Here is a 12,003-nt window from a genome sequence, read left to right on the forward strand (position 1 = left end):
TCAACAGCGGGACCAGACTGGAACGCGTTGTTGAACCGACGTACAACAGGCGCAACCTGCCGCTGCATCAAGGGAGATGGGGCCATGGCGGACACCGAGACCGAGGCCGGGCTGCCCGCCGGATTCCGTGGCGCGGAGCAGGGCTGGCCGGAGCTGCACCGCATCCCTCACCCGCCGCGCCGCATCCCGCTGCTCGGTGACGTGATCGGCGTCGACAGGCGCACCCCCCTCCAGGACACCCTCCGGTACGCCCGGCAGTTGGGGCCGATCTTCCGGCGCAAGGCGTTCGGGCGGGAGTTCGTGTTCACCTGGGGCGCCGACCTCGTGGCCGACCTGGCGGACGAGTCCCGGTTCGCCAAGCATGTGGGTCTCGGGGTCGCCAACCTGCGGCCGGTCGCCGGGGACGGACTGTTCACGGCGTACAACCACGAGCCCAACTGGCAGTTGGCGCACGACGTCCTGGCCCCGGGATTCAGCCGGGACGCCATGGAGGGCTACCACGCGATGATGCTGGCGGTGGCCGGCCGGCTCACCGACCACTGGGACCGCGAGCTGGTGGCGGGCCGGGCGGTGGACGTGCCCGGCGACATGACCAAGCTGACCCTGGAGACGATCGCGCGGACCGGCTTCGGGCACGACTTCGGCTCCTTCGAACGCGCCCGCCCACATCCCTTCGTGACCGCGATGATCGGCACGCTCACCTACGCGCAGCTGCTGAACAGCGTGCCCTTCCCGCAGTTGCTGCACCGGGCCGCGCGGCGCAACGAGGCCGACATCGCCTACCTCAACCGCACGGTCGACGACCTGGTCCGCGCCCGGCGCACGGCGGGCGGGGACGGCGGCTCGGACCTGCTGGACCGGATGCTGGACACGGCCCACCCGGAGACCGGGGAGCGGCTGTCGGCGACGAACGTCCGGCGTCAGGTCATCACGTTCCTGGTCGCGGGCCACGAGACCACCTCGGGCGCGCTCTCCTTCGCCCTGCACTACCTCGCCCGGCACCCGGACGTCGCCGCCCGGGCCCGCGCCGAGGTCGACCGGGTCTGGGGCGACACGGCACTGCCCGGCTACGACCAGGTGGCGAAGCTGCGGTACGTGCGCCGGGTACTGGACGAGACCCTGCGGCTGTGGCCGACGGCGCCCGCCTTCGCCCGGGAGGCCCGGCAGGACACGATGCTGGCCGGGTCGCATCCGATGCGGCGCGGCGCGTGGACGCTGGTGATCACGCCGATGCTGCACCGCGACCGGGCGGTCTGGGGAGCCGACGCCGAGGAGTTCGACCCGGACCGCTTCGAGGCGAAGGCCGTACGGTCGCGTCCCCCGCACACCTTCAAACCGTTCGGGACGGGGGCGCGGGCCTGCATCGGGCGGCAGTTCGCGCTGCACGAGGCCACGCTGGTGCTCGGCCTGCTGCTGCGCCGCTACGAGCTGCGGCCCGATCCGGACTACCGGCTGCGGGTGACCGAGCGGCTCACGCTGATGCCGCGGGGGCTGCGGCTGCACCTGGAGCGGCGGACCGCCACCACCGCGGACCCGTCGGCCACAGGTGCCGTCGACGCGGCTTCCTCAGAGCCGCGCTGCCCAGTGCGCGGGGCGGGTGACTGACTGCGGCAGCCGGGTGCCCGCGCTGCCCTTGGCCGCGTTCAGCTGCGGCTGGGTGAGGAAGAAGGCGTCGGTCAGGTCCGCGTCCGTGAGGTCGGCGTCGCGCAGGTCGGCGCCGATCAGGTCCGCGCGGCGCAGGTCGGCGCCGGTGAGGTCGGCTGCGATGAGGTAGGTGCCGCGCAGGTTGGCGCCCCGCAGGTCGGCGCCCTTGAGGCGGGCGCCCATCAGGTCCGCGCCACGGCGGTTCTTCTTCTTGCCGGGTACACCCGCCCGGACCAGCTCGCTGGTCCTGAGCAGGAGCACATTGACCTCCTGCCGGTGTGCGCCGACGTCCAACGCGCGGAGTTCCGCGGGGGTTTGGCGGGTGAGCGCCTCGGTCTGCTCGAGCGCCCGGCCGAGGTCGGCGTGGATCGGGCGGGCGGCCGGCAGGTCGAGTGCCTCGGTGAGGTACCAGAGCAGTTCGTGGAGCTGGCGGACGACCGGGAAGACGTCGGCCATGTGCCGGGCGTCCTCGCGCGGGCCGGTACGCCAGTCCCGGCCGCCGAAGGTGACCTGCGAGACCTTCTGCCCGGCGCCGAAGCAGTCGTAGACCGTGCAGCCGGTGAAGCCCTCGGTGCGCAGCCTGGCGTGGATGCCGCAGCGGTGGTCGCCCCGGAGGTTCGGGCAGGGTTTCCCGGCCTCCTTGTCGATGGCGAAGTCGGCCGAGGCGGCGAAGGGCAGGGCGACGCAGCACAGGCCGAAGCACTGCCCGCAGTCGCCCCGCAGCCCGGCCCGGTCGGTCATATGGTCTGACATGACCTCCAGCCTACTTTCCCCGCAGGTCATACCCCGTCCGCGTCCGTCCGGCGCCGGCGGACGCGGTCGGGGGCCGGAAAACTCACCGAGGGGATTCCGGCCTTGTGGGGGTCCCCTCATCCAACGGAAAACAAGCTCCGCTACCACAGAGATACGAGCCGAACCAGGCAGGAGCCGTACCCGGATCGAGGAGAGACGTCATGTGCAGCCACCAGCCCCCGTGCCCTTCCGCCGACAGTCCCGACCACCAGTCCGCCGTGATCGTGTCGGCCCACCCCGAACAGGGCTGGAGCCTGCTGTGCAACGGCGCCATCGTCTTCGACGACACCGGTGAACTCCTGCCCGACGGACGGGTGGTGGGCCCGCACCGCACGTCGGGCACGCCGGCCCTGGCCGCCTGACTCAGCCGGTCGCGTCCGGCACGTCGAGGCCGGCGAGGCGCTCGGGGTCGGCCAGGATCCGCATCGCGACGATGCGGCCGTCCACGACGGTGACGCCCATGACCGACTGCAGCTGTCCGTCGTGGGCGTGGACCAGGCCGATCTCGCCGTTGACGAGAGCCAGTTGGGCGAACGGGGCGAACTGCCGGAACATCAGGGCCTGTTCGGCCACCGCCTTCGCGCCGCGCACCAGCTTCGAGGCGGCCGCTCCGCCGACCAGCGCGCCGGAGTCGACCCGCAGCACGATGTCGGGGTGGAGGACGGCGACCAGGGCCTCGAAGTCCCCGGCCCGGCTGGCGGCCAGGAAGGCGTCGACGACCTGGCGTTGCCTGCCGAGGTCGGGTTCGGCGGAGGGCGTGGCTCCCTGCACCCGGCGTCGGGCCCGGCTGGCCAGCTGGCGGGTGGCGGCCGGACTGCGCTCCAGGATCGAGGCGATGTCGTCGAACGGCACCGCGAACATGTCGTGCAGTACGAACGCGAGCCGTTCCGCGGGTTCCAGGGTCTCCAGGACCACGAGGAGGGCGAGACCGACCGAGTCGGCCTGGAGCACCTCCTGTTCCGGGTCGGTCCGCGTCAGGGGCCGGATCACCGGGTCGGGAACGAAGGTGTCGTCGAGGGGGTCCTCGCGGCGCACGGTGCGCGAGCGCAGCAGGTCGAGGCAGACGCGGCCGACGACGGTGGTCAGCCAGCCGCCGAGGTTGTGGATGTCGCTCGCGTCGGTGCGGCCCAGCTTGAGCCAGGTCTCCTGGACGGCGTCCTCCGCCTCGGCCAGCGAGCCGAGCATGCGGTAGGCCACCGCCCGCAGATGCCCGCGGTGTTCCTCGAAGCGCTCCGCGAGAAGTTCCGTGTCGTTCATGCCGTCCCCCCAAGACGTCCGGTGCCGTGCGAAGGCGTGAATGATCCCATCACACCCGCGCAGGGCCGTGAACGTCTTTTCGTCAGTACCGCTGCGCCTTCGCCAGCTTCGGCGTCAGCACCGGTTGGGCCGGCTTGCGGCTGACGGCGAGCGGCTGGGCCTTCTCGCCGGGCTCCAGGTCCTCGGCTCCGACGTACCGGGTCTCGACCACCTTGCCCGTGTCGTCGAGGAAGTCGACCTGGGCGGCGTACGACGCCTTCTGGCCGCTCTTGTTGGTGATCGTGACGACGACCGCGAGCAGCCCGCCGGTCTCCGAGCGCGGTTTGCCGGTCATGGAGACGTCGGACATGGCGTTGCCCTGCCCGTCGACGTCCTCAAGCTCGGTCTCGGCGGCCCGGTTGGCGCGCTCCACCTCGGCCGACACCGAGGCCTCGAAGGAGGACGCGGCGGCCGAGGCGGAGGACGCCGCCGCGGAGGCCGCGGCACGCGCCGATTCCACGGCCGACGCGGCCCTCGATTTCAGCGGGGTCGGCGGTGTGCCCGAGAAGGCGGCCGTGTCGGGGGCGGTCGGCCGTGCGGTGGACGGCTCGTCGGCACTGTCGCCGTCCGTGCCGCACGACACCAGGGCGAGCGCGGCGGCCACCGCCACCGCGACAGCGGCCGACCGGGACCGGACGAGAGGGACGATGGGTTCTGGCATCCGAGCCTCCTGAGCCGCCGAGCCGACGAAACGCACCTTATGCCGGAATTTTCGGCCCGGCATGTCGGCTCGGCGCGACCTCAGACCTCGTCGCGGGTGAGTGCCAGCAGCCGGTCCAGCACGCGCGGGCCGCCCACCCGTACGCCGTCGTGCTCGAACTCGTCGGTGACCCAGGTGCGCAGTCCGCGGATGGCGCGGGCCGTCTCCAGGGAGTGGGTCGCGTCGACGTACATGTCGTCGTGGTAGACGGCCGCCGCGACCGGCACCTCGTTGGCGGCGAGGCGGGCCCGGTCGTACAGCGGGGTCCAGTCGGTGCGGGCGGCGAGGAGTTCGGCGGTCTCGCGCAGAGGACGCAGTGCCGGGTCGCAGTCGAACATCCACGGGTGGATCGACTCGCCGGTGAAGAGCAGCGGTCCGTCGCCGGCGAGGGTCTTGGCGGCGTCGAACTGCGGGAACTCGGCGCGGACGCGTTCGGCCGACCAGGCGGTGGGGCGGTGGTCCTGGCCGTAGATCGCCTCGTGGACGAGGGCGTACAGGGGGTGGCTCGCATACGACAGGAGGGACTGGACCTCTTCCTGGAACGCGTCGGACAGGGCGGGCCCCTGCGGGGTGCGGACGAAGGCGCCTTCCAGGAGGAAGTGCAGACGGTGACTGCCCTCGCCGCCGCCGAGGAGGATGCCGAGGGACTGGAAGGCCTCCGCGGTGAGCCGGTAGCCGCCCGGCAGGACCGGCTCGTGCCGCAGGACGTACTCGGCGATCCGACGGGCGCGCTCGACGTCCTGCGGGTAGCGCTCGTAGTGCGCGGCGACCTTGCGTTCGATGCGCGGATAGGCGGCCCGATAGACGTCGTCGGCGTGGGCGTCGAGCGAGGGCAGGCCGCCGGTGATGACGGCGGCGCGCAGCCCTTCGGGGGCGGTGGAGAGATAGGTGACCGCGCAGAAGCCGCCGAAGCTCTGGCCGAGGACGGTCCAGGGGGCACCGCCGGTGACGGAGGGGCGGATCGCCTCGCAGTCCCGGACGATCGAGTCGGCGCGGAAGCGGGCGAGGTGGTCGGCCTGTTCGGCGGGGCCGCCGCGCAGCGGGAGCGTCTGGCGGTTGGCGGGGGTGGAGTGGCCGGTGCCCCGCTGGTCCAGGAGCAGGACGCGGAACTCCTTCAGGGCGCGTCCGAGCCAGGCCGGCTTGCCGACGAAGCGGTTCGCCCCGAAACCGGGGCCGCCCTGGAGGTAGACCAGCCACGGCAGGTCCTGGTCCGTCTTGTCGCTCGCGACGACCTCGCGGGCGTAGAGCTCGATGCTCTCCCCCGCCGGGTCGTCGTGGTCGAGGGGCACGGTGAAGTGGCGGTCGGTGAGGACAACGCCGGGCTGACGGTAGGTGAGGGTCAACGGGGCTCCCGGGACGGACGGATTGCGGGCCGCGTCCCAGTTCAGCACATGTTCGTCCGGCGATCCGCCCCCGGGATCATGAAATCGTACTGAACGTGTGGTCAGCGCGCCGAGAGGCTGGAGCGGCGCACCACGAGTTCCGGCTGGAGCACGACCCGCCGGTGCTCGTGGCCCCGCGGCGAGGTCTCCTCCTCCGTCTCCTCCAGCAGGAGCTCGGCGGCCAGGGCGCCCATGGTGACGGCGGGCTGGCGGACGGAGGTGAGCGGCACGGCCGCGGCGGCGGCGAACTCGATGTCGTCGTAGCCGACGATCGCCAGGTCGTCGGGGACGCCGACACCGGCCGCGTACATGGCCTGCAGCACCCCCAGGGCGAGCAGGTCGTTGGCGCAGAACACGGCGGTCGGACGGTCGGCGAGGCCGAGCAGGCGGGCGCCGGCGTCCCGGCCGGCGGCCACGTCGAGCCGCTCGGTGGGCAGTTCACGCATGGCCTCCGGGCCGAGCCCGGCTTCGGCCAGTGCGTTCAGGGCGCCGGTACGGCGGTCGCGGACCTGGTTGAGGCCGGGCGGACCACTGACGTACGCGAGGGAGCGGTGTCCGGCGTCGACGAGGTGACGTACGGCGAGCGCGCCGCCCGCCACGTCGTCGACGGACACCGAGCACTCGGTGGTGCCCTCGGCGACCCGGTCGACGAGGACGAAGGGGATGCCGTGACGCCGGAACGACTCGATGTTGCGGCCGGTCGCGTCGGCCGGGGTCAGTAGGACCCCCCGCACCCGCTGCTCGGCGAAGAGCGAGAGATAGTCCGCCTCCTCGCCCGGGTTCTGGGCGCTGTTGCAGACCATCACGCCGAGGCCGGCCTCGCGCGCGGCCCGTTCGGCACCGCGCGCGACGTCGACGAAGAAAGGGTTGCCCATGTCGAGGACGAGCAGGCCCATGATCCGGCTGCGGCCCGCGCGCAGCTGGCGCGCGGACTCGCTGCGGACGTAGCCGAGCCGGTCTATCGCGGACAGCACCCGCGCCCGGGTCTCGGTGGCCACCGTGTCCGGACGGTTGATGACGTTCGAGACGGTGCCGACGGAGACTCCGGCGGCACGGGCGACGTCCTTGATACCCACCGACTGGGACATCGGGCAGAGACCTCCAGGGGAACGAAAGGGAGCGGGGGCGGCGGGAAGGGCTTCACATTACGTCATTCCGCCGCACTTCAGACCGGGTCAGGCGGGCAGTCGGAAGTCGACGACATGCAGCGCCGACGGGGTCGTACCGCTCGACTTCTCCTGGTACAGAACCGACAGGACGTTGTCCTGCGCGATGCGCGTCTCGTCGATGACGACCTCGCCGAAGGCGTTGAGACCACTGCCGTCGAAGAGCACCGCCCAGTCGGTGTACCCGGAGGCCGCCGACGCTCCGGCGATCCGGCCGAACGGGAAGATCGCGTACGCGTTGTCGTACTTGTCGAGAACCAGCTTGGTGCGCTGGCTGGAGTTCAGCGGCACCGGTATCTCGGTCTTCTGCCAAGTGCCGGAGGCGTTCTTGCGGACGTGGAAGGCCCGGCCGTTGGCGGTGCGGTTGGCGACGTAGTTCGTGGTGCACTGGCCGAAGCGGCCCGGCACGTAGCTGATGACGGCGTGCGGCCGGCCCGCCGAGTCGGTGAACTGGCTCTCCTGGTTCATCAGGGAGTGGTCCGGGTTGAGCGGGTCGACGACCAGGCCGCTGTCGGTGACCGCCACCTTGTCGGAGCCGCCGGTGGTGCCGACCAGGGTGCCCGCGTTGTTGCGCCAGGTGCGGCCGCGGTCGTCGGAGTAGACGTAGCCGGTGTCGTGGTTGGTGATGCCGCCGCTGTTGCACATCACGGCGCCGTTCTGCTCACGCCAGGTGAAGAAGGAGTGCAGGCGCCCGTTGCGGTCGTAGTCGATGCCGTGCAGGTACATGTTGCGGGCCGTGCTGGAGCCGTGCTCGCTGGTGTAGGTGCCGGTGGAGCTGGACCACTCGCCGAGGTTCGTCCACGTCGAACCGTCGTACTCGGCGAGGGCGTTGCGACCGTTGCCGGAGATGCCGACCCGGTAGCTGAGCTGGAGCTTGCCGTCGGAGGTGGAGACGAACTGGGGGTACGTGAACTGCGAGGTGAGCGCCAGCCCGTCCAGTGTGGACTGGGGTGCGCCGAAGCGGCTCGCGGTCCAGCTCAGCCCCGCCGGGTTGTCCATGAGGCCGGCCACCGACTTGACGTAGGTGAAGCCGTTGCTGTGGGAGTCCATGTTGAGGTGGAGGCGGCCGTCGACCTTGGAGACGCCCATGGAGATGACGTTGTGGGAGTCGTCCGCCTTGAGGGTGTGGCCGACCTTGACGGTGGACCAGGTGGTGCCACCGAGGACGCGGCGGCCGACGACGGCGTTGCGGTCGGCGGTGTACCAGACGGCGTACTGGTAGCCCTTGTAGGTCAGCAGCCCGTTCTTCTGGAAGGAGTTGTTGTTGACCAGGCCGTCGTACGACACGAAGAAGAGGGCCTGGCTGTCGAGCGTGGTGTTGCCGGTCTGGGTGACCGAGGGGCCGGGGTCTGCGGCCCGTGCGGTTCCGGCGGCGAATACGGGGGTCATCACGGCTCCGGCGAGGGCGGCGCCCAACAGCGTACGTCTGTTCATCTCGGGGGACTCCATTGTCGGCGAGGTGAGCGAGGGGGAAGGCAGGGATGAGCGGGGAGGATCAGGCGAGGTGGAACACTTCGGTGAGCGGTTTCATGGCCTCGTCGGGCCGGGTGCCGTCGAGCGATTCGAAGAAGGCACCCATCTCGGCCTGCCAGCGGGCGTTGACCTCGGTGGCCTCCATGCCTGCCTTGGCGGCCTCGAAGTCCTCGGTCTCCAGGTAGCCGACGAGCAGTCCGTCGTCGCGCAGGAAGAGCGAGTAGTTGTGCCAGCCGGTGGCCGAGAGTGCCTGGAGCATCTCCGGCCACACGGCGGCGTGGCGTTCGCGGTACTCGGCGAGCCGGTCCTGACGGACCTTGAGCAGGAAACAGACGCGCTGCATGAAGTACCGCTCCCGGATCAGAAGTTGAACTGGTCGATGTTCTTGGCGTCGAACACGGTCGGCTTGCCGAGGCTGATCACGCCGTCCTTGCCGATGGTGTACTCACCCATGGCGCCGGCCTTGAAGGTCTCGCCCTCCTTGCCGGTGATCTGGCCGGAGACCAGGGCGACGGCGGTGCGGGCGGCCAGCTCGCCGAGCTTCGCCGGGTCCCACAGCTCGAAGCCCTCGACGGTGCCGTTCTTGACGTACTTGCGCATGTCGTTCGGGGTGCCGAGGCCGGTCAGCTTGACCTTGCCCTTGTACTTGGAGCCCGACAGGTACTGGGCGGCGGCCTTGATGCCGACGGTGGTCGGGGAGATGATCCCCTTCAGGTTCGGGTACTCCTGGAGCAGGCCCTGGGTCTGCTGGAAGGACTGCTGGGCGTCGTCGTTGCCGTACGCGGTCTTGACGAGCTTGATGTCCTTGTACTTCGGGTCCTTGAGTTCGTCCTTCATGAACTCGATCCAGGTGTTCTGGTTGGTCGCGGTCTGCGCGGCCGACAGGATCGCGATCTCGCCCTTGTAGCCGATCTGTTCGGCGAGCAGTTGCACCTCGGTGCGGCCGAGGTCCTCGGCGCTGGCCTGAGAGACGAACGCGTTGCGGCACTCGGGGTTGGTGTCCGAGTCGTAGGTGACGACCTTGATGTCGTTGCTCATGGCCTGCTTGAGCGCGGTGCACAGGGCGCCCGGGTCCTGCGCGGACACGGCCATCGCGTCGACCTGCTGCTGGGTGAGCGTGTTGACGTAGGAGACCTGGCCGGAGGTGTCGGTGGCGCTCGAGGGGCCGACCTCCTTGTAGGTGGAGCCCAGCTCCTTGACGGCCTTCTCGCCGCCCTTGTCGGCGGAGGTGAAGTACGGGTTGTTGACCTGCTTGGGCAGGAAGCCGACGGTGAGGCCCTTCTTGAGGGCGGCGTTCGGGTCGGCCTTGCCGGCGGAGGCGGCGGAGCCGGTGCTCTCGCTCTTCACGTCCTCCTTGGTGGTGCCGCCACAGGCGGTGGCGGCCAGGGCGAGGGAGGTGACGGCGGCCAAGGCCACACAGGTACGGCGGAGGGTCGACTTGCGCATGGCGAGGGTTCCTTTACGAGGGTGAACTGAGGGACGAGGGCGGGGTCGAGGCGGCTCTGCGGCCCGCCCTCGCCACGGCTATCTGCCGTGCGACCCGGGGGCCGAGCACGGAGAGGACGAGCAGAACGCCGGTGACGACGATCTGCGACTGGGCGGAGACGTCCTGGAGGCTCATCACGTTCTGCAGCGCGCCGAGCAGGAAGACTCCCGCGATCGCGCCGCCGAGCGTGCCTTTGCCGCCGTCGAAGTCGATTCCGCCGAGCAACACGGCCGCCACGACCGAGAGTTCGAGGCCGGTGGCGTTGTCGTAGCGGGCGCTGGCGTAGTGCAGCGCCCAGAAGATGCCGGTGAGGGAGGCCATCAGGCCGGTCACCGTGAACAGGATCAGCTTCTGCCGCCTGACCCGGATGCCGGCGAAGCGCGCGGCCTCCTCGTTGGCGCCGATCGCGAACAGCGACCGTCCGAACGGGGTGGCGTGCAGGGCGACCACGGCGATCGCGAGCAGGACGAGGAAGGGCAGGAAGGCCTGCGGGACGAAGGTGTCCCCGACGCGTCCGGCCGCGAAGTCCAGGTACTGGGTGGGGAAGTCGGTCACGGCATCCGAGCCGAGGACGATCTGCGCGATGCCCCGGTAGGCGGCGAGGGTGCCGATGGTGACGGCGAGGGACGGCAGTCCGAGCCGGGTGACGAGCAGGCCGTTGATCAGTCCGCAGACGACACCGAGCAGCAGACAGATCGGGATGATCACCTCGATCGTCAGGCCCTGGTTCCACAGGGCGCCCATCACCGCGCCGGACAGGCCGGCCGTGGAGGCGACCGACAGGTCGATCTCGCCGGAGACCACGAGGAGCGTCATCGGCAGGGCGATCAGCGCGATGGGCAGGGTGTTGCCGATCAGGAACGACAGGTTGAGGGCGTTGCCGAAGCCGTCCACGGTGGCGAAGGACAGCAGGAGCAGGACGATCAGCAAGGCGCCGACCACGGTGTCCCAGCGGATGGCGCGGGTGAGGGACTCAGGCATGGCCGGCGTCTCCCTTCTTCACGGGGGCAGCGGTGGTCCTGGCCGCGGCCGACTTCTTCTTCAGGGCCGAGGCCACCCGCAGGGCGACGATCCGGTCGACCGCGATGGCGAGGATGAGCAGGACGCCGTTGATGGCGAGCACCCACACGGAGCTGACGCCGAGGGCGGGCAGCACGCTGTTGATGGAGGTGAGGAGCAGGGCGCCGAGTGCGGCGCCGTAGACGCTGCCGGAGCCGCCGGTGAAGACCACGCCGCCGACCACGACGGCGCTGACGACGGTGAGTTCATAGCCGTTGCCGGTGCCGGAGTCGACGTTGCCGAACCGGGCCAGGTACATGGCGCCGGCGAGGCCGGCGAGGCCTCCGCAGAAGGTGTACGCGGCCAGAATCCTCTTGCGGACGGGGATGCCGGCGAGTCGGGCGGCCTCGGGGTTGGAGCCGAGGGCGTACATCTCGCGACCGCTGCCGTAGTGCTTGAGGTAGTACGCGGTCGCCACCAGGACGACGAGGGCGATCATCGCCAGCCACGGCACGGCCGACAGGCCGCCGGAGCCGAAGTCGACGAAGCCGCCGGGCAGGTCGGCCGCGGTGATCTGGCGGGAGCCGACCCAGATGGAGTCGATGCCCCGGATGATGTAGAGGGTGCCGAGGGTGACGACGAGGGCGGGCACCTGGCCGAGGCTGACGAGGAGGCCGTTCAGCAGGCCGAAGCCGATGCCGAGCAGGACCGCCAAGGCCACGGCGACGACCGGGTTGCCGCCGCCCTGGAGATAGAGGCCGGTGGCGAAGGCGCTGATGCCGAGGGTGGAGCCGACGGACAGGTCGACGTTGCGGGTGATGACGACCATCGACTGACCGGTGGCGACCAGCACCAGGATGGTCGCGTTCAGCAGCAGGTCCTTGATGCCCTGCTCGGACAGGAACTGGCTGTTGCCCGCCTGGGTGATGGCGATCATCACCAGGAAGACGGCCAGGATGGCGAGTTCGCGCATCTTGAAGACGCGGTCGACCAGCCGGGTACCGCTGGACTTGGGCACCTCGGTGGCGGGGGCGGGATTGGGTGCGGTCACCGTCATGCGGCGGC

The 12,003-nt window shown here is 70.6% G+C and carries 12 protein-coding genes; 2 read left to right on the top strand and 10 right to left on the bottom strand.

Annotated features, from left to right (window positions below; genetic code table 11):
* The first annotated feature begins 84 nt into the window (after positions 1-84).
* Positions 85-1,605 carry a cytochrome P450 gene (locus ACWBNA_RS11305; protein WP_482704146.1) on the top strand — a complete coding sequence of 507 codons (1,521 nt, stop codon included), beginning with the start codon at positions 85-87 and terminating at the stop codon, positions 1,603-1,605.
* On the opposite strand, the gene ACWBNA_RS11310 is transcribed toward ACWBNA_RS11305, so the two are convergent.
* Complete coding sequence (locus ACWBNA_RS11310) at positions 1,567-2,397, bottom strand: pentapeptide repeat-containing protein (protein WP_482704147.1); 831 nt, start codon at positions 2,395-2,397, stop codon at positions 1,567-1,569. The genes ACWBNA_RS11305 and ACWBNA_RS11310 overlap by 39 nt on opposite strands.
* Before the next feature lie 200 nt (positions 2,398-2,597).
* On the opposite strand from ACWBNA_RS11310, the gene ACWBNA_RS11315 reads away from it, so the two are divergent.
* Positions 2,598-2,798: a DUF5999 family protein gene (locus tag ACWBNA_RS11315; RefSeq protein ID WP_482704148.1), complete on the top strand. Its 201-nt coding sequence runs from the start codon at positions 2,598-2,600 to the stop codon at positions 2,796-2,798.
* Between the two features lies 1 nt (position 2,799).
* On the opposite strand, the gene sigJ is transcribed toward ACWBNA_RS11315, so the two are convergent.
* From sigJ to ACWBNA_RS11360, 9 genes are all read right to left on the bottom strand, one after another.
* Positions 2,800-3,693, bottom strand: a complete 894-nt coding sequence (gene sigJ / locus ACWBNA_RS11320) for an RNA polymerase sigma factor SigJ (protein ID WP_482704149.1) — start codon at positions 3,691-3,693, stop codon at positions 2,800-2,802.
* Positions 3,694-3,775: 82 nt separating this feature from the next.
* Positions 3,776-4,393 (bottom strand): FxLYD domain-containing protein, encoded by a 618-nt coding sequence (locus ACWBNA_RS11325; protein WP_482704150.1) that lies wholly within the window; start codon positions 4,391-4,393, stop codon positions 3,776-3,778.
* Positions 4,394-4,473: 80 nt separating this feature from the next.
* Complete coding sequence (locus ACWBNA_RS11330; protein WP_482704151.1) at positions 4,474-5,775, bottom strand: alpha/beta fold hydrolase; 1,302 nt, start codon at positions 5,773-5,775, stop codon at positions 4,474-4,476.
* Between the two features lie 101 nt (positions 5,776-5,876).
* A complete protein-coding gene (locus tag ACWBNA_RS11335) occupies positions 5,877-6,902 on the bottom strand; it encodes a LacI family DNA-binding transcriptional regulator (protein WP_482704152.1) in 1,026 nt (341 codons plus the stop codon).
* 87 nt (positions 6,903-6,989) lie between these two features.
* Complete coding sequence (locus tag ACWBNA_RS11340; RefSeq protein WP_482704153.1) at positions 6,990-8,414, bottom strand: BNR repeat-containing protein; 1,425 nt, start codon at positions 8,412-8,414, stop codon at positions 6,990-6,992.
* Between the two features lie 61 nt (positions 8,415-8,475).
* Positions 8,476-8,796 carry an L-rhamnose mutarotase gene (locus ACWBNA_RS11345; RefSeq protein ID WP_482704154.1) on the bottom strand — a complete coding sequence of 107 codons (321 nt, stop codon included), beginning with the start codon at positions 8,794-8,796 and terminating at the stop codon, positions 8,476-8,478.
* Between the two features lie 17 nt (positions 8,797-8,813).
* The gene (gene rhaS, locus ACWBNA_RS11350; protein WP_482704155.1) at positions 8,814-9,899 is read right to left on the bottom strand and encodes a rhamnose ABC transporter substrate-binding protein; all 1,086 of its coding nucleotides are present in this window, start codon (positions 9,897-9,899) and stop codon (positions 8,814-8,816) included.
* A 13-nt stretch (positions 9,900-9,912) separates the two neighbouring features.
* Positions 9,913-10,920 (bottom strand): ABC transporter permease, encoded by a 1,008-nt coding sequence (locus tag ACWBNA_RS11355; protein ID WP_482704156.1) that lies wholly within the window; start codon positions 10,918-10,920, stop codon positions 9,913-9,915.
* Positions 10,913-11,995 carry an ABC transporter permease gene (locus ACWBNA_RS11360; RefSeq protein ID WP_482704157.1) on the bottom strand — a complete coding sequence of 361 codons (1,083 nt, stop codon included), beginning with the start codon at positions 11,993-11,995 and terminating at the stop codon, positions 10,913-10,915. The genes ACWBNA_RS11355 and ACWBNA_RS11360 overlap by 8 nt, the downstream gene beginning before the upstream one ends.
* Positions 11,996-12,003 lie beyond the last annotated feature (8 nt).

This window comes from Streptomyces sp. Q2 (assembly GCF_056820935.1).